Origin of the sequence: Acinetobacter sp. BY419, from assembly GCF_019038395.1 — a bacterium.
GTDB lineage: Bacteria > Pseudomonadota > Gammaproteobacteria > Pseudomonadales > Moraxellaceae > Acinetobacter.
Map to the genome: position 1 here is coordinate 1 of NZ_JAGFXZ010000026.1, position 26,941 is coordinate 26,941.

At 43.5% G+C, this 26,941-nt stretch carries 25 protein-coding genes and 1 riboswitch; of the genes, 12 read left to right on the top strand and 13 right to left on the bottom strand.

Going from position 1 to position 26,941, the window contains the following annotated elements:
* Nucleotides 1-127 precede the first annotated feature (127 nt).
* The 5 genes from KUG37_RS10735 to KUG37_RS10755 form a co-directional block, all read right to left on the bottom strand.
* Nucleotides 128-616: a GNAT family N-acetyltransferase gene (locus KUG37_RS10735; protein ID WP_216936503.1), complete on the bottom strand. Its 489-nt coding sequence runs from the start codon at nt 614-616 to the stop codon at nt 128-130.
* A gap of 112 nt (nt 617-728) precedes the next feature.
* Nucleotides 729-1,928 carry an acyl-CoA dehydrogenase family protein gene (locus tag KUG37_RS10740; RefSeq protein WP_216936505.1) on the bottom strand — a complete coding sequence of 400 codons (1,200 nt, stop codon included), beginning with the start codon at nt 1,926-1,928 and terminating at the stop codon, nt 729-731.
* A gap of 23 nt (nt 1,929-1,951) precedes the next feature.
* Nucleotides 1,952-3,247, bottom strand: a complete 1,296-nt coding sequence (locus KUG37_RS10745) for an acyl-CoA dehydrogenase family protein (RefSeq protein WP_216936507.1) — start codon at nt 3,245-3,247, stop codon at nt 1,952-1,954.
* A 232-nt stretch (nt 3,248-3,479) separates the two neighbouring features.
* Nucleotides 3,480-4,856 (bottom strand): AarF/ABC1/UbiB kinase family protein, encoded by a 1,377-nt coding sequence (locus tag KUG37_RS10750; protein WP_216936510.1) that lies wholly within the window; start codon nt 4,854-4,856, stop codon nt 3,480-3,482.
* A gap of 159 nt (nt 4,857-5,015) precedes the next feature.
* The gene (locus KUG37_RS10755) at nt 5,016-5,324 is read right to left on the bottom strand and encodes a hypothetical protein (protein WP_216936512.1); all 309 of its coding nucleotides are present in this window, start codon (nt 5,322-5,324) and stop codon (nt 5,016-5,018) included.
* A gap of 200 nt (nt 5,325-5,524) precedes the next feature.
* On the opposite strand from KUG37_RS10755, the gene KUG37_RS10760 reads away from it, so the two are divergent.
* From KUG37_RS10760 to KUG37_RS10785, 6 genes are all read left to right on the top strand, one after another.
* Nucleotides 5,525-5,911 (top strand): lysozyme inhibitor LprI family protein, encoded by a 387-nt coding sequence (locus tag KUG37_RS10760; RefSeq protein ID WP_216936521.1) that lies wholly within the window; start codon nt 5,525-5,527, stop codon nt 5,909-5,911.
* 204 nt (nt 5,912-6,115) lie between these two features.
* Nucleotides 6,116-7,126, top strand: coding sequence for a 50S ribosomal protein L3 N(5)-glutamine methyltransferase (prmB, locus tag KUG37_RS10765; protein WP_216936528.1), 1,011 nt, complete (start codon nt 6,116-6,118; stop codon nt 7,124-7,126).
* Nucleotides 7,127-7,139: 13 nt separating this feature from the next.
* Nucleotides 7,140-8,234, top strand: coding sequence for a chorismate synthase (gene aroC, locus KUG37_RS10770; protein ID WP_216936529.1), 1,095 nt, complete (start codon nt 7,140-7,142; stop codon nt 8,232-8,234).
* A 208-nt stretch (nt 8,235-8,442) separates the two neighbouring features.
* Nucleotides 8,443-8,877, top strand: a complete 435-nt coding sequence (locus KUG37_RS10775) for an Imm44 family immunity protein (RefSeq protein WP_216936530.1) — start codon at nt 8,443-8,445, stop codon at nt 8,875-8,877.
* 158 nt (nt 8,878-9,035) lie between these two features.
* Nucleotides 9,036-9,944: an AEC family transporter gene (locus KUG37_RS10780; RefSeq protein ID WP_216936531.1), complete on the top strand. Its 909-nt coding sequence runs from the start codon at nt 9,036-9,038 to the stop codon at nt 9,942-9,944.
* A gap of 303 nt (nt 9,945-10,247) precedes the next feature.
* A riboswitch (glycine riboswitch) is annotated at nt 10,248-10,335 on the top strand.
* Nucleotides 10,336-10,470: 135 nt separating this feature from the next.
* Nucleotides 10,471-11,715, top strand: coding sequence for a D-amino acid dehydrogenase (locus KUG37_RS10785; RefSeq protein WP_216936532.1), 1,245 nt, complete (start codon nt 10,471-10,473; stop codon nt 11,713-11,715).
* An 81-nt stretch (nt 11,716-11,796) separates the two neighbouring features.
* Here the strand turns inward: KUG37_RS10785 and KUG37_RS10790 are convergent, their stop codons facing one another.
* Complete coding sequence (locus tag KUG37_RS10790) at nt 11,797-12,450, bottom strand: hypothetical protein (RefSeq protein ID WP_216936533.1); 654 nt, start codon at nt 12,448-12,450, stop codon at nt 11,797-11,799.
* 101 nt (nt 12,451-12,551) lie between these two features.
* Between KUG37_RS10790 and ispF the strand changes: the two genes are divergently transcribed.
* Nucleotides 12,552-13,040 (top strand): 2-C-methyl-D-erythritol 2,4-cyclodiphosphate synthase, encoded by a 489-nt coding sequence (gene ispF / locus KUG37_RS10795; RefSeq protein WP_216936534.1) that lies wholly within the window; start codon nt 12,552-12,554, stop codon nt 13,038-13,040.
* Between the two features lie 2 nt (nt 13,041-13,042).
* On the opposite strand, the gene KUG37_RS10800 is transcribed toward ispF, so the two are convergent.
* The 3 genes from KUG37_RS10800 to KUG37_RS10810 all read right to left on the bottom strand — a co-directional run bounded on the left by KUG37_RS10800 (nt 13,043) and on the right by KUG37_RS10810 (nt 15,740).
* The gene (locus KUG37_RS10800) at nt 13,043-13,567 is read right to left on the bottom strand and encodes a protein tyrosine phosphatase family protein (protein ID WP_216936535.1); all 525 of its coding nucleotides are present in this window, start codon (nt 13,565-13,567) and stop codon (nt 13,043-13,045) included.
* 63 nt (nt 13,568-13,630) lie between these two features.
* A complete protein-coding gene (locus KUG37_RS10805; protein ID WP_216936536.1) occupies nt 13,631-14,722 on the bottom strand; it encodes a 3-deoxy-7-phosphoheptulonate synthase in 1,092 nt (363 codons plus the stop codon).
* A 127-nt stretch (nt 14,723-14,849) separates the two neighbouring features.
* On the bottom strand, nt 14,850-15,740 hold the full coding sequence (locus KUG37_RS10810; RefSeq protein WP_216940423.1) for a sulfite exporter TauE/SafE family protein: 891 nt from the start codon (nt 15,738-15,740) through the stop codon (nt 14,850-14,852).
* A 391-nt stretch (nt 15,741-16,131) separates the two neighbouring features.
* On the opposite strand from KUG37_RS10810, the gene lpxB reads away from it, so the two are divergent.
* Nucleotides 16,132-17,304, top strand: a complete 1,173-nt coding sequence (lpxB, locus tag KUG37_RS10815; RefSeq protein WP_216936538.1) for a lipid-A-disaccharide synthase — start codon at nt 16,132-16,134, stop codon at nt 17,302-17,304.
* Here lpxB and KUG37_RS10820 read toward each other — a convergent pair.
* Nucleotides 17,293-18,243: an AraC family transcriptional regulator gene (locus KUG37_RS10820; RefSeq protein WP_216936539.1), complete on the bottom strand. Its 951-nt coding sequence runs from the start codon at nt 18,241-18,243 to the stop codon at nt 17,293-17,295. The two genes, lpxB and KUG37_RS10820, sit on opposite strands and share 12 nt — an antisense overlap.
* A 188-nt stretch (nt 18,244-18,431) precedes the next feature.
* Between KUG37_RS10820 and KUG37_RS10825 the strand changes: the two genes are divergently transcribed.
* Nucleotides 18,432-19,637, top strand: a complete 1,206-nt coding sequence (locus KUG37_RS10825) for an alkane 1-monooxygenase (protein WP_216936540.1) — start codon at nt 18,432-18,434, stop codon at nt 19,635-19,637.
* 61 nt (nt 19,638-19,698) lie between these two features.
* Here KUG37_RS10825 and KUG37_RS10830 read toward each other — a convergent pair whose 3' ends face one another.
* A complete protein-coding gene (locus tag KUG37_RS10830; RefSeq protein WP_216936541.1) occupies nt 19,699-21,522 on the bottom strand; it encodes an acyl-CoA dehydrogenase in 1,824 nt (607 codons plus the stop codon).
* A 78-nt stretch (nt 21,523-21,600) separates the two neighbouring features.
* Between KUG37_RS10830 and KUG37_RS10835 the strand changes: the two genes are divergently transcribed.
* Entirely contained in the window at nt 21,601-22,581 is a 981-nt protein-coding gene (locus tag KUG37_RS10835; protein ID WP_216936542.1) for a GlxA family transcriptional regulator, read from the top strand.
* Nucleotides 22,582-22,587: 6 nt separating this feature from the next.
* On the opposite strand, the gene KUG37_RS10840 is transcribed toward KUG37_RS10835, so the two are convergent.
* The gene (locus tag KUG37_RS10840; protein ID WP_216936543.1) at nt 22,588-23,787 is read right to left on the bottom strand and encodes an MFS transporter; all 1,200 of its coding nucleotides are present in this window, start codon (nt 23,785-23,787) and stop codon (nt 22,588-22,590) included.
* Nucleotides 23,784-24,227: a MarR family winged helix-turn-helix transcriptional regulator gene (locus tag KUG37_RS10845; RefSeq protein WP_216936544.1), complete on the bottom strand. Its 444-nt coding sequence runs from the start codon at nt 24,225-24,227 to the stop codon at nt 23,784-23,786. The genes KUG37_RS10840 and KUG37_RS10845 overlap by 4 nt, the downstream gene beginning before the upstream one ends.
* Nucleotides 24,228-24,490: 263 nt before the next feature.
* On the opposite strand from KUG37_RS10845, the gene KUG37_RS10850 reads away from it, so the two are divergent.
* Nucleotides 24,491-25,936, top strand: coding sequence for a cytochrome ubiquinol oxidase subunit I (locus KUG37_RS10850; protein ID WP_216936545.1), 1,446 nt, complete (start codon nt 24,491-24,493; stop codon nt 25,934-25,936).
* Entirely contained in the window at nt 25,933-26,937 is a 1,005-nt protein-coding gene (cydB, locus tag KUG37_RS10855) for a cytochrome d ubiquinol oxidase subunit II (RefSeq protein WP_216936546.1), read from the top strand. Before KUG37_RS10850 ends, cydB begins: the two co-directional genes overlap by 4 nt.
* Nucleotides 26,938-26,941 lie beyond the last annotated feature (4 nt).

Sequence of the window (26,941 nt, forward strand, 5' to 3'; positions counted from 1 at the left end):
AATTACGCAGAATAATTCGGTACTATTGAACATCAGGACTAGAGTTGTGAGTTTGGTGTGGTAACTCAACTGATGGCTCTAGTCCTCTTATTTTTCAAGTCAATTTCTTATCCGCGATTCGGGTTAACTAGAAAAGGGTTTTAAGCATCCATATTTCACAAGCGTCACTATGTCCGGTATTGCCTTTAGGCTGATGAAGATGCTGAAAACCTAGTTTTTCATACAGTTTAACTGCTTGCCATAGCGCTTTGGTGGTTTCTAGGTAGACAAATTTAACCTGATGCTCCTGTGCAAATTCAAAGGATAATTCTAAAATTTTCTTGGCAAACCCTTGCTGACGAATTTCAGGTAAAAAGTACATTTTCTGTATTTCAAAAATGCTCTGATCACCTTTTAATGGAGCAATTCCACCACCTCCATAAGCTTGATCCTGTTCATCTACAATGACCCAATAAGCAGAATTCGTTTGTCGATATACTTCATACAGGTTATCAAGAATTGAATCACCTACCGCGAAACCAGATTCTGCCGCCAGTCCACATTCTTGGGAAACATGACGAATAATGGTTGCAATTTGAGCATTATCTTTAGGCTGAATGCGGCGAATAGAGTACATGGTGGACTGATTGTATTTAAAAAATCGATGAATTTTTATAACCTTAAATGATTGAAAAATCCATCGTTTAATCAATTGAAGTAAGTTTAATTCGTTATTTAATGAGCAATAACTATTTTAATTCGCTCGATGACTTTCCTAATTCCCGACGTGCAATAATAAGTTGCTGAATCTGCTGGGTGCCTTCAAAAATATCCATGATTTTGGAATCACGTGCCCATTTTTCTAAAAGTTCGGTTTCGTTATAACCGACAGCTGCTGCCAGTTCCACACATTTCAAGGTGATTTCATTGCCGATCCGACCGGCCTTGGCTTTAGCGATAGAAGCCTCACGTGAATTCGGTTTGCGATTATCGGCCATCCAGGCGGCTTTGAGCATGAGCAAACGCGCAGCTTCCCATTCAGCTTCCATGCGATAGATTTGTGCAGCGATATTAGAGCTTTGTAAATAGGGTGTGGCATAAGAGGAATCCAATTGTTCCTTAAAAATTTCCCTGATACGTTCCAGCGAGGCTTTAGCACAACCAATTGCCATTGCAGCGACCAGCGGACGAGTATTATCAAAGGTTTCCATCACTCCGGCAAAGCCTTTGGCAACATCAATTTCTGTATGACCGAGCAAGTTCGCTGCGGGTACTCGACAATTGATCAAGCTAATCGTGGCAGTGTCTGAGGACTTAATCCCTAATTTATGCTCTAGTCGTTCGACTTTCATTCCTGGTGTGCCTTTGGCAACCACAAAAGATTTAATTGCTGATCGTCCCAGTTTTTTATCCAGAGTTGCCCAGACTACTATCGCATCGGCACGTTCTCCCGAGGTCACAAAAATCTTCTCACCATTTAGAATATAGTCATCACCATCTTTAGTCGCGGTAGTACGAATCGCGGCAGAATCCGAGCCGCAACCCGGTTCGGTAATCGCCATGGCCGCCCAAATCCCATGAAAACGTTGGAGCTGTTCTTCATTTGCCACCGCGGCAATGGCTGAGTTTCCTAAACCCTGACGTGGCATGGAGAGTAATAGTCCAGTATCGCCATAACACATTTCAATGATGCTCAGGGCGGTAGACATATTGATGCCATTTTTATTGCTGCTGTCAGTATTGCCTCGTTTATTTACCGCTGCGCCGGCATTCATGCCTTCACTGCCTTGATTCATACCATCCACGACAGAGGCCAGCATATCCAGTTCGATAGGGTAAGCATGTTCAGCCTTGTCATATTTACGTGAAATCGGACGGAGAACGTTTAAGGCAACTTCATGTGCCTGATTAATCAGGAGTTTGAATTTTTTTGGAGTTTGTAAATTCATGATTCTTCTTCTTTATTATTTGCTCAGGCATGTAAGCCAGAATGAACGATCGCAGTGGCTCTCAGATCCCGATACCAGCGTTCTAGCGGATGTTCCTTGGTAAAGCCGTGACCGCCCAAAATTTGTACGCCATCGGTGCCTATTTTCATGGATTTTTCTGCACAGAGCAGGCGTGCCAGATAGGCTTCACGATGAAAAGATTGACCCGATTCAGCCAGACTGGCGGCATTCAGGATCAGTATTTGCATTGCATCGATTTCAATTGCCATATCGGCAATCATAAATGCAACGCTCTGACGATGTGAAATAGGTTCACCGAAAGCAGTACGTTCATTGGCATACTGAACGCAGTATTTTTTTACTGCTTCACAGGTGCCGACGGCCAAGGCACACCACATTAAATTACCCAAATCGACAAAAGCACAATAATCAAAATCGTCATCACCCAAACGCTGGGCCGGCGTATTTTTAAATTGAAGCGTGACTGTTTCCGTGGCTTTTAGACCCATAGCAGGAGATTTTTTTGCAGTGATCGTATGATCGCGTTGCACCACAAAGATCTCAGCTCTGCCGTCCAGATCGGCACTCACCAGATACAGATCGGCACTTTCTCCCAATAGCACCAAGGTCTTTTCACCCTGAATCAGATAGTGTCCCTGATGAGCAATAGCTTGGGTTTTAAGTTGCTCGGGATTAAACGCTGCAGTTTCTTCCTGAACGGCAAAGGTGGCTTTTAATTCAGGATTTTCTGCGAAAGCAGCGAGATATGTTGTCTGAATCTGTTCTGAACCCCAGCGGGTAATGGCATTAATGACACTAAAATTCGAAAGTAAGCCAGCTGTCAGGCTAAAATCACCTTGAGCTAAATGTTGGGCTATCAAGATATTGCTGACGATATTCTGTTCCGATGCGACCCCCCCTAAGGCTTCGGGCAGGGCATAGAAATTCAAGCCTAAATCAGTGCTGTATTGCCAGAGTTCATGCGGAAATAATTCATGCTGATCTGCATCATGCGCTAATGGATAGAGCACTTCTTGGGCAAATTGCTGCATGGCATCACAGGTCATGTGCTGTTCTTCAGTCAGGTTCAGATCAAACAATGATTTGGACTGATGTGGCAGACGCTGTTTTTGAATCTTTTGGCCAGATTTCAGGATGTTCTGGGTTTGACTCAGGGTTTTGAATCCTGCTTTTGAACTTTGATAAAGTGATTTTTCTATAAATTTACGTAGCTTTAATTGGTCTAATACTTCGCTACCCGCAATTTTGGTCAGTATGGATAAGCCAAATCCTTGGGCTTTATTCACCATATTATTCATTCTGATTATCCTAAGGTGTTGTCACGTTATTTTTTTAATACTGACATGTGCTTAGATATAAAACTATGTCATCGCTGACATGAATGATGGGCAATTTTTAGGTTTCTTGATGTTGATAAACTAAAGTGTAAATCAATGAAAAAATGAGGAAAGATCTAAATTTAAAAAATCTTTAATGAATAAAAATTGACCCAGATGACAAAATCATCCGGGTCTTTATGATGAATTTATTTTACGAGAGATGTTTTTTAATCATGGCACGCACATTGGTTTTGGCCTCAATTACGGTCATAAAGGTATATGCACCAATAAATTTACGGCTAATAAACATAAATTCCTTTGGCGGCACACTGAAATAACGCGAAGCCATAGATCTTGAAGCCTGTTGCATGACACGGCTATGCAGTTGACTCTTTTTCCAGTCATAACGATTATGTTCGTCCATTACGCCGGCTGGCAACTCCTGATTATTCAGTGGTGAGCTAAATGCTTCAGTAGCTAATAAGAAGACCTTGGCCATATCCGGTTTGATGCTGTGCGGGATCGAATCAAAAAACTCATAACCGGTCATGGCCTTGACCATCATATCCGAGTCATGATGATAGCCTGCCTGAATCAGGTTGCGCGCAACACTGAGCAAATGCTGGTCAAACTGGCGGATTGCGCCAAAGTCGAGCAGAACGATCTTGTCATGCACATCTGCACCATTACCCAGACGAACCAGATAGTTACCAAAGTTCGGGTCGGTTTGCATCTCGCCCCATTCGAAGATTTCACGCACTGTAATTTCCAGAGATGCTTCACCCAACTGGTTGCGGCGTTCTTGAGGCAGGGACAACATCACTGGGCTATTGATCGGCACACCACGTTCGAAAGTCATGCACAGCACGCGATCAGAGCAATATTCATCAATAATCATTGGGACGATATAGCGTGGATCATCTTTTAAACGTGCCGCAAAACGCCGCGTGGTATCTGCTTCAATGTGATAGTCCACTTCACGATGCATCATTTCACGAACTTCATCAAACCATTGGTCGAATTCGCGGGTCTGTGGCACGAGGCGGGTCAATTTCAGCATGTTTTTAAACAGGCTCATATCCGAATCAATGGCTTCTGCCACACCCGGATACTGAATTTTTAATACCAGTTCCATACCGTCAGCTTTACGGGTAGCGCGATGGACCTGTGCCAATGAAGCTGTGCCCAAAGGTTCATGGTCAATGGTAAGATCGTCGAGTTTTGAACCGAGCTGTTGCTGTAACTGGGTCTTAATGGCTGGCCATGCCAGTGCCACCGTCTGGTTATTCAGGGTATTTAAGGCTTGAGTGACTTCTTCTGGCAGAAAATGCTCACCATACAGCGCCATCATCTGGCCAATTTTAACGATAGAACCTTTCAGCTTGCCAATTTCTGCCACCAGATAATCGGCCTGTTCTTTCATGGCTTTTTTACGTTTCTTTTCTTTTTCTTCATCGCTCGAGAACATGGAGCCTGCGCTAGAAGCCGCCCAACGCGTGCCTGCCAGCAAGGATGCCTTTGCGATCGATAAGCGTCGATCCATAGAGGAGGTTTTCAGTTGTTTAAGCTTATCGTTCTGATCTGACATGTAAACTCAATCCTTTCATCATCAGCATGAAGCAGAATAAATCATTGTAGGGGATATTAGCGCTTATGCACGTATTAAAAAAGTTTAAGCCGCTGAATTCATAGTAAAAGCTTGCAAGCTTTTATTAATTCACCAACCTGTATCAGTTTAGATAGGGCATTATGCCATTTGAAATTGGATTTTTAATTCAGATCGTTGTTGTAACTGTTGTTTATTTGTTTGAATATGTTGATGAATCAGGTATTGCACATTGTCATGCATAAAGCCCAAAGCATAGCCTTTTACAATCACAATACTTGGCAAGCCAAAAAACAGATATTTAGCATCTTCTAGTGTCGCATTGGTAAATACACCATGCTGTATTAAAGTCGACTGCAAAAATACCTTTTCTTGCTGCACCTGACTGGATACTTGATCATTCCAGTAATTTTGGCGCATCGCCATAAGATTATTGTGCTTATAGCTCATAGATCTGGGCTCATTTAAATATTGAATGTAGATTATATGTGGGTCATGTGCCAATTTTCAATTGCGCAACTGTTTAATCTTTCTGTCCGAAAAATGCTTAGGATTTTTGTCTGGACTGCGTTAATATCAGTGGATAATTTAAACAATATTGATTGTTAAACATTTATTGGGATTATGCCGGTTTAGGTAAAGGGGATTTTATGCGTCTTGCATACTTTTTAGTTGCAATTTTTGCGGGTATCGCGTTTCAGACACAAGCTGCTGTAGGTTATTCCAAGGAATATTCACAGTGCATGAATTTTAGTTATGGCAATACAGTCAAAGCAGAAAAATGTCTGGAAAAAGAACTGAAACTACACAATAAACGGCTGAAAAAAAACTATAAAAACTATCTAAAGCTTAATCCGAATCAGACCGCTGCTATCCGCAATCAGCATATACTTTGGGAACGTAAACTGTCTCAGCAGTGTAATTTAAGAATGTCCGGGAAATATGCTAAGCAGCAACAAGGTCAATGTATGCTGGCTTTGATCATGGAGCAGGCCAATCTTTATCAGTCCCGCTCTTATGCGCCTGGCTCCAGATAAATAGCCACACGACTAATCGTATTGGTCGTTTGAGTTTAGCCTGAGAAAAGTAGACATACAGGTTTAAGATCGCGCATAAAAACAAGAATTTTATAATTTTTATGGGCATAGAGAATTCGTGTTTTTCATACTTTTAGCATTATAAAAGCAGCCAAAACAAGGTATCATAAGGCGTTTAAAAAAATGACCTTGGAGACGCCTTAAGTGGATCGACCGACTATTAGCCCTGAACATATGCAGGAAGCCGCTGAAAATTTAACCACCATTCGTGATTTTATTCGTTTTGGTGTGACAGCATTACGTCAATACGATGCACATTTGGGCCAAGGTACAGAAGATTACTTTGCTGAAAGTTCAGCCTTGGTCTTACAAACCCTGTCACTAGAATGGAAAGCGGATGCTGAAATTCTAGATGCCAAATTATTACCAAGTGAAAAAGCCGAATTTTTAAGTCTGCTTGAACGCCGTATCAATGAAAAAGTACCAACTTCATATTTATTGAACCTGGCTTACTTCGACGGCAAACCTTACTATGTTGATGAGCGTGTGCTGATTCCACGTTCACCGATTGCTGAACTGATCCAGAACCGTTTTGCCCCATATTTCCTGGGTGAACATGGTCAAATGGGTCAGGCGGTTAATAACTTGCCGGAAAACCCGAGTCCGAAGACACCACAACGCATTCTAGATATGTGTACCGGTTCAGGCTGTATCGCAATTGCATTGGCTTATGCTTTCCCTGAAGCTGAAGTGGATGCCACCGATATTTCGAAAGAAGCATTGGAAGTTGCGCAAATCAATACTGAGCATCATGACAAGCAATATCAGATCGCATTGCTTGAATCAGATTTGTTCGAAAAAATTCCAGCCGAAAATCAATACGATTTAATTGTATCTAATCCGCCGTATGTCGATGCGGAAGATATGGCTGATTTGCCTGAAGAATTCCATCATGAGCCTGAGCTGGCGCTTGCTGCTGGTCAGGACGGTCTGGATCTGGTACGTAAAATGCTGGCTCAGGCTGCAGATTACCTGACTGAGAACGGCTTGATCGTGATCGAAGTGGGCAACTCAGAATGGGCGATGCGCCAAAATTTCAATTCAGTTGATTTCTACTGGTTACAATTCCAGAAAGGTGGCACTGGTATCTTTGCATTGACTGCAGAGCAGTGCCGTACCTACCGTGATTTATTCATTCAGTCTATTCAAGCATAAGGAGTCGTTTGACATGGCAGGTAATAGTATAGGGCAACTGTTCCGTGTAACGACTTGTGGTGAATCTCACGGTGTTGGCTTGATGGCCATCATCGATGGGGTTCCACCGGGCATTGAGCTGACTGAAGCGGATTTGCAAAAAGATCTGGATCGTCGTAAGCCGGGAACTTCAAAATTTGCAACCCAGCGTAAAGAACCAGATGAAGTAGAAATTATTTCCGGTGTTTTTGAGGGTAAAACCACTGGAACGTCAATCGGCCTCTTGATCCGTAATACGGATCAAAAATCGAAAGACTACGGCAATATCGCGCAGACTTTCCGCCCGGGTCATGCGGACTATACCTATACCCAAAAGTATGGTTTTCGTGACTACCGTGGTGGTGGCCGTTCAAGTGCACGTGAAACTGCAATGCGTGTCGCAGCGGGCGCAATTGCCAAGAAATACCTTTTCGAGAAATTTGGTATTGAGATTCGCGGTCACGTCACCCAGATCGGCACTGAAAAAGCAGAGAAGCTGGACTGGAATGAAGTTCCAAACAATCCATTTTTTTGTGGCGATGTCGATGCAGTTCCACGTTTTGAAGCACTAGTGACATCTTTACGTGAGCAAGGCACCAGTTGTGGCGCTAAACTTGAAATCATTGCATCTAAAGTGCCAGTCGGTTGGGGCGAGCCAGTCTTTGACCGTCTAGATGCTGACATCGCGCATGCCATGATGTCGATCAATGCTGTTAAAGGTGTAGAAATCGGTGACGGTTTTGGCGTTGCTGAACAGTTTGGTCATGAAAGCCGTGATGAACTTACTACAGAGGGCTTCCTTGCCAACCATGCCGGCGGTATTTTAGGTGGGATTTCCAGTGGTCAGGACATTCGTGTTGCGATTGCCTTGAAACCTACGGCTTCAATCACTACTCCGGGTAAAACCATTAATATTGATCGTGAAGATACCGATGTGCTGACCAAAGGCCGTCATGATCCTTGCGTGGGTGTACGTGCTACACCGATTGCTGAAGCCATGCTGGCGATTGTATTGATGGATCACTTTATGCGTCATCGTGCGCAAAATGCCGATGTAGTTGCGCCTTTTGAGCCGATTGAACCAAAATAATTTGCTTTATAGAAGTGAATAAAATTAAAGTCAGACTTCGGTCTGGCTTTTTTTTGTATAAAAACTATCATGTTAAAAAGAAATCAAATTAAGCTAAGATTTTTCTAAAAATAATGATCTAAAAGTGTTGTGTCACAAAGTTTATATTTAGTAGGAGAAGCTAAGTTCTAGATCTCTTGTAAACAAGAATAATGATCAGGATGTATGTATGAAAATATGGTTAAGCGCTGAGCTGAGTAGTGAAGTTTTAAGTGAAGAGCAAACTCTACAGGAATGTAAAGCACGTAATGCAGTTGAAGATGCCTTAAATGCTCAACTTCAAAATAACTCTTATGATATTCCGATAAATAAATGGAAATGTATTTCAATTATAATGGGAACGGATAATTTTGATGAACGTATTTATTATTCTCCTAAACGAAAAAACATGGATTTTCGCTTAAGAATAGATCCGAACACCTTCAAGGCAACAGATGACCTGGGCCGAAAGAAACTTATTTTTAGGATGCTTTTAAGAAGTTTAGACTTATTAAAAGTTAAATTAGAAAAAGTTCGTCCAAAACTGGATTCAACAGTTTTTGATGAGTTAGAAAAACTTAAAATTGATGTATTAAATATTGCAAAACAAGAAAGCTGGATTTAGACAGTGTATTAATAATGAAAGCAAATTAGAGTATCCTTGTTTATTAGCCACTGATTTTCCCGCTATTTTCATCCTGAAACTCTTCGGTTGTTGTATCCTTGCTCATTGACAGGCAATTGGATTCGATTGCCGCACAACCGCATATTATGAGTTGCTCAATGTTTCAGACGATCTTCACAGTACTATTCCCGCTGATTGGATTGATCAGCTTTGGCTATCTGCTTAAGCGTAGGCAATGGTTGAGTGATGATTTCTGGCGTGGGGCAGAAAATCTAAATTATTATGTGCTGTTTCCGGTGATGCTGTTTTTAAATCTGGCGGTAGCCAAGATTGAAATGGAGGTGATCCGGGAAGTTGTTCTGGTGGTTTTTAGCCTCATGCCTGTGGTCAGTATAGCCTTATATGTCCTGAGAAAAGTTTATCAGATTGGCTATGCGCGCTTCGGGGTCTACGTACAGGCGCTGCTACGCTTTAATACTTATATTGGACTGGCAGCAGTCAATGCCTTGTTTCATCAGCAGGGCATGACCATTTTCGCCGTAGTCATGGTTTTATGTATTCCACTGGTCAATATCTTATCCGTATTATCATTTACCCGTAGCCATGATATGCAGATCATCAAACTTCTCACTGATCTGTTAAAAAACCCCCTAATTTTAGGCTGTATTGTGGGTGGATTATTTAATCTTTCAGGCTTATCACTTTGGACTGGATTTGAGCTATATCTAAAGCAGATTGCCTTATGCAGTTTGCCGCTCGGTCTGATGTGTGTCGGAGCTGCCTTACAGTTTCAGGGTTTTCAGCGAGATATTTGGCCATTGAGTCTGGCGACCTTTGGGCGTTTGTTAGGTATGCCGTTGGCTGCATACTTTGTTTGCCAATTGTTTAATACTGACACATTAACCACGCAGGTACTGATACTGTTTTTTGCCCTGCCAACAGCTTCGGCCTCCTATGTGCTTACTCGTGTATATGGAGGGGACAGTCAGTTCATGGCCAATATTATTAGTATGCAAACGGTCGTTGCTGCAGGGTCTTTGATGCTCATTCTTTCCTGGTTGATTTAATTTCAGTACTTTTAAAAATCAGGGATATAGATGAGCCGACACTTTGATTTAATATAATTTTTATAAGTATTCTAAGCAAATAAGTGTTTTCAGCACTATTGCTAATGCGCGCTATCTGGCGACAATATTTAAAGAAATAAAGCATATCAAGTAGAAAGATAAAAAATCTTAAAATTTATTTGAAAGGAGCAAGACTTTTCTCTCGTTTTCTTGAAATCAGTATTTTCTTAAATCATGTGAATTAACATAAATAAAAAACTGTAGCTATGAATAAGATGGTATAAAAATTGCTCATGATAATAAAACATTATTGCAGGAGAGAAATGCTTCTGCATTCGCCGAAGGAGCAAGTTCCCAGGAAACTCTCAGGCAAAAGGACTGTGATAATGGATAAAGACTCTGGAGAGAAGTGTTCAATCACTCACCGAAGGGGAAGGTGGCCGCATTGATGTGCAATGTATCTACCGAAGCTCTCAGGTACACATGACAGATGGGAAAAGACATCAATACAATCAAGGAGGTGTCTATGCGTCATGTCGTGGTGATTGGGGCCGGTATTACCGGAGTAACCACAGCTTATGAGCTGGCTTTATCAGGGTATCAGGTGACAGTGGTTGATCGGCATCTATATCCGGCAATGGAGACATCTTTCGCCAACGGCGGCCAGCTTTCTGCCTGTAATGCCGAAGTATGGAACCAGAAAGCGACAGTACTTAAAGGCATCAAATGGATGTCACAAAAAACCGCACCACTTTTGCTCAATCCTTCTTTTAGTGTGCATAAATACAGTTGGCTGATGGAATTTCTGGGAAATATCAAACATTATGAAGCCAATACCCGAGAGACGGTGCGTTTGGCTTTACTGGCCAAAGCCCGTTTGTATGAAATAGCCCAAACAGAACATATTGATTTCAATCTGGAAAAACGTGGCATTTTACATTTTTATCATACCAAGACTGATTATGATGTTGCGATTAAAGTCAATGATCTGTTGTGCAGCGGTGGCCTGGAGCGAAATGCGATTTCCAATGCAGAAATCAAGCAGATCGAACCTGCATTAACGGGTGATTATTATGCAGGATTTTATTGTCAGAGTGATGCTACCGGAGATATTCATAAATTTAGCACCGGGCTGGCCAAAGCCTGCATGCAAAAAGGCGTGAAATTTGAATTTGGTCAAGATGTTTTCGCTGTCGATCATCAGGCTCAGAATATTCGGGTGAAATGCAAACCTAGTATTGAAAATATGCATAGCTCTAAAGATGACATTCTAGAAATTGATGCGGATGCCATTGTCGTATGTGCAGGGGTGGGCAGTTATCAATTAGCCGAGATTCTTGGTGAGCGGGTCAATGTATATCCGGTCAAAGGCTATTCGATTACAGTTCAACTGAATGATGAGCAGAGTCAAAATGACGCACCGTGGGTGAGTCTGCTGGATGAAAGCGCCAAAATTGTCTTGTCACGTTTAGGGAAGGATCGTTTACGTGTGGCAGGCACAGCCGAGTTTAATGGCTATAACCGGGATATTCGTGCCGACCGGATTCAGCCACTGATTGACTGGACTAATCGTAATTTTGACCTGTGTACCGAGCATGTGGTGCCGTGGGCAGGCTTACGTCCCATGATGCCAAATATGATGCCTGTGGTGCGCCGTGGCAAACATGAACGGGTATTTTACAATACCGGGCATGGTCATCTGGGCTGGACTTTGTCAGCTGCAACTGCCGCGATGATCAGTCAGAAAATTGCTCAATACTATCCTACGTAAATTGATAGCCCGCATTCGGGCTATTTTAAAATCAAAATTCTTATTTTAAATACCGGAAAATTATACTATTTTTAAATTAAATCAATCATATAAACGATATATTCCCGTAAACCGCTCACAACCTTTTTGCTGGCTGCTGACGGTCAGAATCGCTTTGCTATAGTGAAACTCATAGCGACAGTCATTTTCGTTATCGGTGATCTGGTTTTTTGCCTCTGGCGTGGTATAGGCTAAAAATGGAACGGTCTGTGTTTCAGCCCGGTTATTGGGATTGCGATAGGCCAGACCTTCAATTTTGATCCGGTCTTTGGTCAGCTGATGAATCTTGAGATGTACAGGCGGTTTGGCAATTTGACCCTGTTCAAACTTAATATAATGTTGGGTCAGACTTTGATTCAATGAAATATAGACATTTAAATCATCTAAACGCCACTCAAACTGCTGTTTAAAACAGTCTAGCGTTTTGCATTGCTGTAAACGGTTCGCCCACAATTGTTGGGTGTCTTGCAATAAGCGCAAAGGCGCATCAGTAATTAGAAAAGCAGTAAAGTATTGGTCAGCCAGTTTTTCACGAGACTCTGCCAGCGAGGCTGAGCAGACTTTCTTCATGGCAGCCGTTTTTTTGCTGTCGTTGCTACAGTCCAGTGTGATCGCTGAGCTACCCGTAGAAATCATCCCCAGACCGAGCATCAGGCCAATTATTTTCACCATATTTATATCAGTTTTCAGTAGCATGATCGCTTATACTTTCACTGTGTTACGCTTGGTCTAACTATAGCGAAATAGAAAGCAAGTGTACAAGAATTTCAATGGGCTATTTCTAAAGGATGTATAAGGTGATTGCACAAATTCGTATTGGCCAGGGGCTGGATGTGCATGCATTTGAAGAAGGTGATTTTGTCACTTTGGCAGGCATTCAAATTCCGCATACCCACGGTCTGAAAGCGCATTCGGATGGTGATGTGATTCTGCATGCACTCTGTGATGCTTTGCTGGGTGCATTGGCGCTCGGAGATATTGGCCAGCATTTTCCGGATACAGATCCTGAGTTTAAAGGTGCAGATAGCCGGATACTGCTCAAGCATGTCTATCAATTGATTCTGGATCGTGGTTATCACCTGAATAATGCCGATATTACCGTAGCCTGTGAACGGCCAAAACTGGCTAAACATAATCTGGCAATGCGTCAAAGTATTGCAGATGTTCTAAATGTTGATGTGACTCAAATCAGTATTAAAGCCACGACCACTGAACAGTTAGGTTTTACCGGCCGTCAGGAAGGGATTATGTCCATGGCAACCGTGCTGTTGAGTCATAGCAAATAAGATCAGGCAAAATAATTCGGATTAATCAGGGAAAGTTCCAGTTCCTGAGTTGCTTTACGGCCTTGTAGCTGCAGAGCAACTGCGTGCATTAATCCGGTCCAGGTTTCATTCGGTTCCCAGATTTTATGTAAGTGCTCTTGTGCATGAGGCAGTTCAATATCCATATAATATTGGCGATATAGATACATCAAACAGCTGACATGGTAATTTTTCGAACAATGTACCCAAACCATTTGCTCTTTTACCAGATGATCGATCAGGTCCAGTACCAGCAGACACTGATTGTCTGAAGGCGTTTCCCAGGAAATTGGAACCTGGATATAGTTTAGTCCCAGCTCAAGGCAAATTTTATCTTCATGCGGCAGGTACTGTTCGCTATCGGTTAATGCCACATTGATGACTGTAGATACACCATATTCTTTCATCAGCTGCAATTGTGCAGTAGTCAGTTGACCGGAGCTAAACAGATGCTCATGGATGAACTGAAAATTATCAATCTGGCTTAATGCCGTTTCCATATCATTCATCAGATAAAATTTCCTTATTCAGAAATGCAAACGCCATCTTAGCGATGGCGTTTGTCAGATCGTTTAACGATTAGGTAAAACGTCTTTCAATGCCTCATGCATGTCGAGTAAGACTTTTTCAGTCGTCTCCCAGTCGATACAACCATCCGTGACTGATTGACCATATTCCAGATCATCAAGGTTTGTAGGAATGTCCTGACGACCACCCTTGAGATGACTTTCTACCATAATACCAACAATTGACTTGTTTCCATCAATAATTTGTTCTGAAATGTTTTTAAGTACAAGTGGTTGCAGGTACGGGTCTTTATTTGAGTTAGCATGGCTGGCATCAATCATGATCTTGTTGCTGACTTTGGCTTTAGCCAGTGCAGCTTCTGCATCTGCTACCGAGCCTGAATCATAGTTTGGCTTGCCATTACCGCCACGCAGTACCACATGGGCATACGGGTTACCCGAAGTACGAATGACAGCTACCTGACCCTGATCATTCAGACCCAGGAAGCTGTGACCATGTTTCACGGATTGCATTGCATTGGTTGCAACCGTTAAACCGCCGTCAGTACCATTTTTAAAGCCAACTGGTGACGAAAGGCCTGAAGACATTTCGCGGTGTGTCTGGCTCTCGGTAGTACGTGCACCAATGGCTGACCATGAAATCAGGTCTTGATAATACTGCGGAGAGTTTGGATCAAGCGCCTCTGTAGCACATGGTAAACCCATTTCATTCAATTCAAGTAACAGTTTGCGACCAATACGCAGACCTTTTTCGATATTGAATGAATCATTCATATCCGGATCATTGATCAGGCCTTTCCAGCCCACTGTAGTACGTGGTTTTTCAAAATAAACACGCATCACGATATATAAGCTGTCTTTGACTTTTTCGCTTAACACTTTTAAACGTTCAGCATATTCGTGTGCAGCCGCCGGATCATGGATAGAACATGGACCGATCACAACGAACAGGCGTTTGTCTTTACCATCCAGAATATTACGAATCGTTTCACGACCATGCAGTACGGTTTGATAAGCAGTTTCAGTCAACGGTAACTCTGCTTTAAGCTCAGCAGGGGTTACAAGAGGAATCATGCTGTGGATATTCACGTCATCAATATCTGATGCTGAAATGGGATTTGACTGTTGTGTATTCATTGCCGTCACTGGTTCGATCATACAAAAGGTTGTTTAATAGCCCGAATATAACATGAATGATGCGTCACTTTGTTATAAAAAAGATGAATATTTCTTTGAAAAAAAAGTGATGAATCGGATAGTTAACTTAAACGGACTGGGAATTTTGGCTTATGATTATCATTGCTGTTTCAGCTGATTGAACCAGTTTTGATTTCACCGGATTAATCATGAAATTCACGCCCAGTGCAAACAGGGTGATGCCTAAGATTTTGCGGATAAGTTTTTCCGGCATACGTGAACTGAGCAAAGTACCAACAATAATAGCCGGAATAGAACCTACCAATAACCAGAAGAGCAGCATGAAATCGACGTTGCCTGAAGACATATGCCCCAGACCTGCAACCAGGGTCAGTAAGACCGCATGCACAACATCAGAGCCAATGATACGAATCATTGGCAGATTCGGGAACATCACCACAAGTGCCATGATGCCAAATGCGCCGGCCCCCACTGAAGAAAGCGTGACAAATATACCTAAGATAATCCCCATAATAATGATGGCTACACGCTTTTCCTTGGCTTGTAGCTTCACTTTTTCCAGATCCTGAGTCATATCTGGCAGTTCTTGTTTTCTGTGTTTGTTAAAAAGAGTTTCGATCTGGGTGCGAAACAGAATAGACAAGCCGGTGATAGTCAGCATAAAGCCTAACACCATGGTCAGGACAGTCTTGTAATACGTGGATTGGCTCAGAAAGTTATCAAGTACCCAATGTGTCGCCAAAGAAGCAGGGATACTGCCAACGGCCAGCCAGATCACAATCGGCCAGACAATATTCATTTTTTTGGCATGCACAAAAGAGCCGCAGAATTTTGAAATCGCAGCATAGAGAAGATCAGTACCAATCGCAATGTGGGGTTCAATCCGGAATAAACTGATGAGAATCGGCGTCATTAATGAACCGCCACCCACACCGGTTACCCCCACACAGAAACCAACCAACACACCTGCTAAAATAAACTCAATCGGACCGAACATGCATATATGCCAAAATCAAAAAACGTGCATATCTTATGACTTTTGGATATAAGTAGTTGTCTTGATTATTGATTTGCTTATGCATAAAACAGATAAAGCAATGCAATTTATATTCGATGATGTTTCAAGTTTTTTTAACTTTACTGTGTATGGAACACTGGTGTGATTATTTGTTTGAAAGGTCTGATTTGTTCTATTCAGGCTTAGTATGGTGTTGCTGAAAACCTCTATTCATTTCATGGCATTATGCAAGAGCAATAATCGACTAAGTCATTCTAAACGGTGAGTTTCTTGAAATTAGAAGATACTCAAGCTTATTCCGGAATAGGTAAACGTTTATGTTAGAATCCCGATTCAATGAACTTCCATGCAGATCTGAGAGGAAACCCACTTGCTAAATCGAAAACTTAAAATCGGAATCGTGGTCGGTGAGGTCTCTGGAGATACGCTTGGCGCAACATTGATTCGCCGTTTTCGTGAGCAAGGTGTTGATGCCGAATTTGAAGGTATTGGTGGTCCACAAATGATCGCGGAAGGCTTTAAAAGCTATTATCCGATGGATATTTTGTCGGTTATGGGCATTGTCGAAGTCTTAAAAGATATTAAAAAACTCTTTGCCGTACGGGATGGCCTAGTAGAGACCTGGAGCAAAGATCCGGTTGATATTTTTATCGGCATTGACGCACCTGATTTTAACTTGCGCTTATCGAAAACCATTAAACAAAAACAGTTGCCGATAAAAACCGTGCAATATGTTAGTCCTTCAGTCTGGGCATGGCGTCAGGGTCGTGTGCATGGCATTAAAGCCAGTATTGATCTGGTGCTCTGTCTATTTCCCTTTGAAAAAGCCTTCTTTAAGCAATGGGATGTGCCAGCAGCTTTCGTTGGACATCCTCTAGCCAGTCAGTTGCCGCTTGAAAATCCAATTCTGGAGGCCAAAACAGAATTAGGCCTGGATCCAAATCAGAAACATATTGCATTACTGCCGGGAAGTCGCCGTGGTGAAATTGAACGTTTAGGGCCTTTAGTTTTAGATGCAGCCAATATTCTGCATCAAAAATATCCGGAATATACCTTTCTGATTCCTGCAATTAATGAGGCACGTAAACAGCAAATCGAAAGTTTACTGGCCACTTATCCTGAAAGCTTGAAAGCCCAGATTCGTCTGATGGAAAATACCAGCTCCGAGTCAAAAATTGGCCGTCAGGTGATGAATGCGTCCAATATTATTGCACTGGCTTCGGGAACTGCGACGCTTGAGGCAATGTTGTTGCATCGTCCGATGGTGACTTTTTATAAATTGCACTGGCTGACTTATCATATTGCCAAATTGCTGGTCAAAATCCCTTATTTCTCCTTGCCGAATATTATTGCCGGCAAAAAAGTGATTCAGGAACTGATCCAGTTTGATGCTACCCCTGAAAATCTGGCTGTCGAAATTGAAAAACTGATGGATATTGAAGCGGCGCAGATTCAGGTCATGCAGCACATTACCATGCATAAGCAGCTATTGTCTGGCAATAGCGAAGATGCAGTCAAAGCCGTATTGGCTTTAGTCGAGTAATAAAGACTGATTCTTCTGGCATTTCAGCCGGTACTGGGTGGGCGTCTGTTCAAACTGTTTTTTAAAGCTTTGACTGAAGGCCGTCTCGGATGAATAACCGACCAGATAAGCGATCTGCTGAATGCTGAAGCCGCTATTTCGCAAATATTGAGCCGCCAGTCGCAGACGATGCTGTTGCAGATAGGCCAATGGCGGCTCACCGACAATCTGAGTAAAAAGCTGGGCAAATTTGGAACGTGACATATGACATTGCTCAGCCAGACTTTCTACGGTCCAGGACTGCTCAGGTTTGCCGTGAATCGCTGCCAGTGCATTGGACAGTTCCGGATGCGAGAGCGCATTGAGCCAGCTCGAAGCATTTTCCAGATTTAAAATATAATCTCGCACACATTCAATCAGTAAAATACTGACCAGATGATCCAGAATCTTGTCACGTCCCGGACGAAGTTGCTGGGTTTCCAGTGCCAGAAATTGCAAGCCAACCTGTAACCATTCTGGTGCGGTATCGCCCAGAATATGCTGAATGTGCAGGTATTTAGGTAAGGCACTCAGCAGAGGCTTGGCCATTTGCATATCCAGACTGGAGCGCAGGGTGAGCATAAAACTGTGTTCTACCGAATTCTCTCGATTGAGATCAACACATTGCTGCGCATGGGTCTGAAAATAAGTATTGATTGAGCTGTGCTCAGAAAAACTTGCATTGTCTGGGCAGGAAATACGATGGGCAGAACCAGCGGGTAATAGCACCAGATCACCTTGTTGCAGCTCGAGCAGATCGCCGTTGGCGAACTTTAATTGGGCCTGTCCTTGTAACAGGATATAAGCCAGCATAAAAGGTTCATGCTGATAGTCAAAGCCGCCGGGATGAAACACATTCAGATAAAGATATTCCGATTTTTCCAGATGAATATCATCAAAAATTTTACTTAAAGCATCCATGCCTAACTCTATTCTTCTGTTTTATTACATTAAATTGACTATAAATTTTTTAACTTTGTGATTTTAGGCCAAAATTTGGCTGCATGTGCCAAAGACGCTGGCATAGGTTTTCTGGACGTTGAATACTGTTCGCTGTCACTTAAATATTCAATTATAAGTGCAGAGTAACATAAAAAAGGAAGGTCGCAATGAATGCCCCTGTACAAATCCAGAAAGCGCAGTTTACGCAGGAAGCGTCAGCACCAAAAGGTGTAAAGCTGGATAAAAAACGTTTTGGCTGGTTACTCAGCCCAGGTTTGCCTGTGATCGGAATGGGAATTCTGGCTGGTTATCATTTTGGTCCCAAAGCCACTAAAAAAGTCTTTGCGATGGGAGGACCATTATTACTGCATGTAATCATTCCGACTTTGGATGCCCTGATTGGCGATGATGCCAATAACCCGAATGATGAACAGATTCAGGCGCTGGTCAAAGACCCTTATTATGACCGGATTGTGAAGGCATTTATTCCCTTGCAAATGGTAGCCAATGCTTTCGCCGGCTATGTGGTGAGCCGTCCAAACGTATCTCTCGTTGATCAGGTACTGCTTGGGGTTTCTATGGGCGCGATTAATGGGGTGGGAGTAAATACCGCCCATGAACTCAGCCATCGTCCGCAAAAAAAAGACCATTACTGGTCTCATGCCAGTCTGATGCCTTTGGCCTATAACCATTTCCGGATTGAGCATCCTTATGGACATCACAAACGGGTGGCAACACCAGAGGATCCGGCATCTTCGAAAATGGGTGAGTCTTTTTACCGTTTCTGGCCACGTACCGTTATAGGCGGACTGAAATCCGCGATTCAGATTGAACAAAGACGTCTGCAACGTAAAGGCCTGAAATTTTTAAGCCATGAAAACGAGCTGTTCCATGGCTGGGCCATGAGCGCGGCTTATCATGCCTTGATGCTGAAAGCTTATGGTAAAAAGATTATTCCCTTTACATTAACACAGGCATTTTATGGTATCAGCCTGTTTGAGATTGTGAACTATATTGAGCACTATGGACTGAAACGTGAACAAAAAGCAGATGGCAGTTATGAACGAACCTTGCCGGAACATAGCTGGAACAATAACAATATCGTGACCAACCTGTTTTTATACCAGTTGCAGCGCCATTCTGATCATCATGCTTTTCCAAGCCGGCCATTTCAGGCATTGCGGCATTTTGATGAAGCGCCAGAACTGCCAAGCGGCTATGCGACCATGCTGATTCCGGCCCTGATCCCACCTTTATGGTACAAAATCATGGATCAACGCGTGTATCAGCATTATCAGGGAGATTTGAGCAAAGCCAATATTCATGAGGTCAAACGAGAAAAAATATTTAAGAAATTTGGCATACACGCCTAAACAGCTTAAGTTTTTCATCAATAAAAATGCGCCCGCTGGAGGCGCATTTTTTTATTTGCCCTTAGAACCAGTCGCTTTGCATATTCAGGCAGGTATCATCCAGGTTCATCAGTAACTTGGCTTGATGTTCAATTTCAGGTAACTCCCAGCGAATAAAATATTGAGCTGCCTGAATTTTACCGGCCAGAAAGGCTTGATCTTCCTTCTGTGAAGAAGTGCCAAATTTCAATTGAGCCTGATTGGCCATTTCCAGCCACAGCCAGGATATGATGGTTTTGCCCATCATATCCAGATAGAGTCCGGAATTTGCCAGTGCTTCACTGACTTTGCCTTGATGCAACACCTGACCTAAGACCTGTGTGGTTTTTTGTACAGTGGCAAGGTGCTGTTTAAAGACTTCTGCCAGTGCGACTAACTGAGGTTCATGAATCTCGGACAAGGTTTGCTGGATTCGCTGCATAAGCAGACTCAGACCTTTGCCATCGTGCTGCCAGAGTTTACGACCCAGCAAATCCAGAGACTGAATACCATAAGTTCCTTCATGAATCGGATTTAAACGGTTATCCCGATAATATTGTTCTACCGGATATTCGCGAGTATAGCCTGCACCACCTAAAACCTGAATTGCTAGATCATTGGCCTTAGGGCCATAGGCGGAAGGGAAGGATTTCACCACCGGTGTGATCAGATCCAGCAGCATTGCACTATCTTCATCCTGAGCGGCCTGATGTTCATCAATCAGACGCGCCGCAAATAGACACAGCGCCAGCGCACCTTCGACATAAGACTTTTGCGCCAGCAGCATCCGTTTCACATCCGTGTGTTCAATAATATTAACGGGTTTGCTGTCCGGATTTTTATCTGCTACAGGACGGCCTTGAGGGCGGTTTTTTGCATAGTCCAAAGATTCCAGATAGCCACGATAGCCAATCATGGCTGCGCCCAGACCCACACCAACACGAGCTTCATTCATCATCTTGAACATATATTTCAAGCCGTGTCCTGACTCACCAATTAAATAGCCTAAGCAATTCTCATTTTCTCCAAAGCTCAAGACAGTGGAGGTTGTACCGCGATAGCCCATTTTGTGTAATAAGCCTGCCAGATGCACATCATTGGCTTCTCCCGGTGAGCCATCTGCATGGGTTCTGATTTTTGGTACGATAAACAGGGAAATACCTTTCACCCCTTGTGGTGCATCCTGAATCCGCGCCAGAACCAGATGCACAATATTGTCGGTAATGTCCTGATCACCCCCGGAAATAAACATTTTCTGACCTTTAATTTTATAGGTTCCATCTGCCTGAGGAAGGGCTTTAGTGGTCAGATCCCCCAGAGAAGAACCCACATTCGGCTCGGTCATGGCCATAGTGTCGGCAAAACGGCCGCTCAACATATGCGGTAAAAACAGCTGTTTTTGTTCTGGTGAGGCAAAGGCTTGAATCAGATTTGCCGCCGCAGCAGTCAGAAAAGAATAGGCAACTGTTGAAGGATTGGCAGACATAAAATAGGCATTGCAGGCCATGTTAACCAAAGTAGGCAATTGCATGCCGCCATCTGCATAATCATGCTGGGCACAGAGCAGGCCGGCATCAGCAAACTGCTGCCAGGCTGTTTTTACTTCAGCAATGGTTGTGACCTGCTTGCCATCAAAGCTTGGTTCGTGTTGATCGGCTTTGGCATTATGTGGCGCAAAATAATCCGTTGCGATACCTTTGGCTGTTTCAAGAATGCTATCAAAGGTGTTTTTATCATGATCCTGATAGCGTTGCAGTTCAGTCAGGGCTTCAAGTTTGAAAACATCATAAAGTAGAAAGTGAAGGTCTTTATCATTAATCAGCTGGGTCACGGTACTGTCCTGAATGTGAAATCCTTGAGATGGCATCAAGACTAGCAGTTGCTTTTAATGAGAAGTATTGTCAATAATGACATGAATCAGGCGAAAAGCGACAAATAGAAGAAGATGCAGCAGGTGGTGGTTTTAGGATTTAATGGAGCACTGGCTTCTGCCATCACCGGTGTGGTCGATTTATTTGCCATGGCCGGTGTGAGCTGGAACCAGATTCAGCAGCAGGATGTACAACGCCTGTTTAAGGTCAGTCTTGCCAGTCCAGATGGACCACCGATTCGTTGTATTAATGGTCTGGAATTACAGGCACATTGTTCCTATCAAGAGATTCAAACCGCAGATATTGTGGTGGTGCCAACCATAGCTGCACCGATTCAGGAAGTTTTGCAACAAAATCCGGAGCTGATTGAGTTTCTAAAATCTGCCTATGCACATTCGACCTTAATTGCGGGGAACTGCACTGGAAATTTCTTTCTGGCAGAAGCCGGTATTTTAGATAATCGCGTGGCAACGACGCATTGGGGCTTTCAAGATGTTTTCCGAATGCGTTATCCGCAGGTTAAATTGAATGCCGATCTGATGATTAGCCGGGACCAGAATATCTACTGCGCGGGTGGTGGCCTAGCCTGGTTCGACCTAGGCTTACATCTGATTGAACGCTTTTATGGCTTTGAGGTGGCCATGCAATCGGCCAAATCTTTTGTGATTGATTATCGACGTGATAGCCAGTTGTCCTATTCATTGCTGAAGATTGGCCAACCGCATCATGATGAGCTGGTACAAAAAGTCCAGGACTGGTTAGAGCAGCATTTCGCTCAGGATTTCGGACTGGATGAACTGGCTGTACAATTTAATGTGACCAATCGCACCCTGATTCGGCGTTTCAAACAAGCATTGGATATCCCACCAAATCAATATCTGCAGGTGATCCGGATTGAAGCTGCACGTAAACGCCTGGAAGAAACTGATCAGGCAGTCGATGTGATTATGCAAAATGTCGGCTATCAGGACCCAAGTTCATTCCGCCGTTTATTTCATAGAAAAACTGGCTTGACACCGTTGGAATATCGGCGCCGCTTTAGCCGGCGCTTTTAGAAATTATTAATGAGAAGGCTGTACTTTTCCTGCTTTACGGCCATGAAGCAAGTAATACCAGACCAGACAGCTCAGGGTCAGCAGTGCAGAGAATAGATAAAGCTGGCGATAACCGACCTGATCCAGCAGCAAACCCAGGAAATAAGGACCAAATCCAAGACCGGCATCCAAGGCAATAAAGAAAGTGGATGTTGCCAGACCCATACGATGCAAGGTGGTACTTTTTACGGCAATAGTTTGACAGACCGACTGGATATTGCCAAAACCAAAACCGAGCAATGCTGCACTGGTAAGTAACATCACAGAATTCTGTGCCTGACTCAGCAGAAAAATACCCAACGCCATAATCACAATGGCCGGATAGATAATAATATTTTCACCTTTACGGTCCATGAGCGGGCCGGTAAAAGGACGGGATAGCAGAATGGCAAAGGCATACATCAGGAAGAAGAAAGATGAGGCTTCGACCAGATTGATGTCTTGGGCATAAAAGTGAATAAACGACAATATACCTGAATAGCATGTCGCCACTAGCAGAACAATTACAGCAATTGGTAACGCATTCGGTTCAATATATTGAGCCAGTTTACTCGTAGTCTGCGGAGCAGATGATGAGCTTGGTGTACTGGTTTTAAGACGTGGCGGCTGGATAAACAGACTGCAAATCAGACAGCTGAGCGCGACTATACTGGTAAAAATAAAGATTACTTGATAGTTAAAGTGTGACATCAGCCAGATTCCCATAAAAGGACCAATCGCTGTGCCAAGCGTGCTGCTCATGCTGAAATAACCGATCCCTTCGCCACGCCGTGTCGCAGGAATGGTCTGGGCAATCACGGTGCCCAATACTGTTGAGGCCACACCCATCATAAAACCGTGCATCAGACGGATTCCCAATAACAGTTCCAGACTGGTCGGAAGCAGATATAGGCCAGAAAAGAGTAGAAAACCTGTCAGACCGACCAGAAGCGTAGTTTTAAGACCCAAACGGTTCAGCAGTTTCCCAATAATGATCCGGCCGAATAAGGTACCGACAATAAACAGACCGGATATCAGACCTGCCTGCGCTGTGGTTGCACCTAATTCTGCTACCGAGTAGCCGACAATCACAATCACCAGCAAGTAGAACACCAGAACCAACTGGAAATTCACCAGACTGATCAAAACAAAATTGGAAGTCCATAAAGGTGTTTGTTCTTGGCTCATTGAGGTCGGTCCTGCGAAGCGGGTTGTAGCTGTTGAATGAGTTGCATCAAGGTATTTTTACTATTTTCAATATCATCTGATGCAATTTGCTCAAGCAACTGATCTTCAAATGCATCAATCTTTGCGGAACCTAGGGCAAAAGTCTTAATTCCTTGCTTACTGAGTGTAAATAGCTTCTGACGCTTGTCTTCAGTTTCGAGTTGGGCAATTAGATCGAGCTCCACCAGTTGCTGAATCCGCTTGGTAATGCCGGGTTTGGATACATTAAGATAACTGGAAATATCCACCAGCGTACATTGCTGCTGTGACTGGATCACGTACAACACCTGCCACAAGGAATAATTTAATTGGGATGACAATAAGATCGTATTGATCTCATCGCTCATCAGTCGTGCGCAGCGTAATAGCACTGCACGTAATGGCTGAGATTGGGAAAGCATATGCTTAGTTAACCTGGGTAACTAAATTTGGGTTTAATTTACGCCTGTTTTATCTAAAGCTCAAGAGGAGGAGTTTTAAAATGATTTATAGCCTTATTTTCGCTGCAACCAGGGTTACATGGCTTAACGCGCTTAAAAAATAACCAACAAAAGACTACATACTTTTTATAACAGTCACGCCTAAGCTAACCCTGTCACTAAAAAATTCATAACTTTAAAATTGAAAGGCAAACATGCCCAATAACAATGTGTAGGTGAGGCTTATGACGCTGGGTTTAACTGCATTAGAGTTAGCACGAATACAGTTCGCCTTTACTGTATCTTTTCATATCATTTTCCCTGCCATTTCTATTGGCTTGGCCGGCTTTCTCGCTATTCTGGAATGGCGTTGGCTCAAAACCCAAAACCCGATTTTTCAGGACCTGTTCAAATTCTGGGTGAAAATTTTCGCTGTCGCATTCGGAATGGGCGTAGTCTCTGGCGTGGTCATGAGCTACCAGTTCGGAACTAACTGGAGTGAATTTTCCCGTGTGGCCGGCAGTGTGACTGGACCTTTATTGGCCTATGAAGTCTTAACTGCTTTCTTTCTGGAAGCGGGCTTTTTGGGCATCATGTTGTTTGGTTGGGGACGAGTAGGGCCGAAGGCACACTTTTTCTCGACATTGATGGTTGCGATCGGGACCTGTATTTCCATGTTCTGGATTTTATCTTCTAACAGCTGGATGCAAACTCCACAAGGCTTTGCGATAGAAAATGGCCTGATTGTCCCGCAAGACTGGATTGCTATCATCTTTAATCCATCTTTCCTTTATCGTCTGGCACATATGGGCATAGCTGCTTTTCTGGTTTCTGCCTTGCTAGTGGCTTCTGCAGCAGCCTGGCATCTGATCAAAGGTCGTCGTGATGCGCTGGTCAAAACTTCATTTTCTATGGCGATGTGGCTAATTCTGGTACTTGCACCATTGCAGGTCATTGTAGGTGATATGCACGGTATGAATACCCTTGAACATCAGCCAGCAAAACTGGCAGCAATAGAAGGGCACTGGGAAACCAATCATGATGGAGGCATGCCTTTATATCTGTTTGGTATTCCGGACATGCAAGCTGAAGAAACCAAATATGCGGTCGGCATTCCCAACTTGGGTAGCCTGATTCTAACTCATTCAATGGATGGAACGGTCACAGGACTCAAAGACTTTGCCCCAGAAGACCGGCCGAATTCGCTGGTGGTGTTCTGGAGTTTCCGGATTATGGTCGGTTTGGGAGTATTGATGTTGTTGCTTGCTTTTTGGGGAGCATGGGCACGTACCCGAGGCCGCTTTTATGAGTCGCGTGCATTACACCGTTTTGCGCTCATTATGGGACCCTCCGGATTTATTGCCGTGCTGGCGGGCTGGTTTACCACCGAAGTAGGCCGTCAACCTTGGGTGGTATACGGCATCATGCGTACCAAGGATGGACTGTCCCCGGTTTCCGCTGAACAGGTGGGACTGACCCTGATAATTTTTGTAGTTGTCTACTGTGTGGTATTTGGCATCGGGATCTACTACATGTTACGTCTTATGCATAAAGGTCCAGAGTTCATTCATTCCAGACCACATCATGAAACAGATAGCGATGTGGTTCAGGCTTCGCGTCGACCATTAAGTAGTATTCGCGAACGTATTGAAGAGGTTCCTGAACAACCGGATCAGGAGGATAAAAAATGATTGATTTATCATTAATCTGGATTGCGATTATTGGTCTTGGTGTACTGGTATATACCATTCTTGATGGTTTCGACCTGGGAATCGGCATCTTGTTTCCTTTTTTCCCGCATCAGGATGAACGTGATGTCATGATGAATACTGTTGCTCCGGTTTGGGATGGTAATGAAACCTGGATGGTGTTGGGCGGTGCCGGGCTATTTGCAGCTTTTCCCCTTGCTTACTCAACCGTACTCTCGGCATTGTATATGCCAATTATCCTGATGGTCATTGCCCTGATTTTCCGCGGTGTGGCTTTTGAATTTCGTTTCAAGGCAAACCGTAGCAAGCATTGGTGGGATAAAGCCTTTATAGGCGGTTCTGTACTTACCAGTTTTCTGCAAGGCATGATTCTAGGAGCCTATATTCAGGGCATTGAAACCCGGAACGGTGTCTATGTCGGAGGTGGTCTGGACTGGCTTACTCCATTTAGTATCTTTACCGGAATCAGTGTAGTGGTGCTATATGCAGCATTAGGCTGTGGCTGGCTGATCTATAAAACTGCAGACAACTTGCAGGATCGAATGTTTAAACTGATGCCAAAGCTGATTATTGCCTTGCTGATCATACTGGCCGGTGTCAGTATATATACGCCGTTAACCCATCCGCAAATTGCTGAACGTTGGTTTAGCCAGCCTCAACTAACGTATTTTATGCCAGTTCCGATTCTGGTGGTGCTGTTTACCTGGCTGGCCTTACGTGCCTGTAAAAGACGCAGTGAATTAGGCCCATTTACCTATATGCTGGTGCTGGTTTTTCTGGCGTATACCGGATTTCTGATCAGCCTGTGGCCATATATTATTCCGCCAAGCGTAACCATCTGGCAGGCAGCAGCACACGAAAACAGCCAGTTGTTTTCCTTGATTGGTGCCTTGCTCCTGATCCCGATTATTGTCATTTATACCGGGATGTCCTATTGGGTATTTCGGCATAAGGTTCGGGTCGGCGACGATGGCTATCATTGAGGAG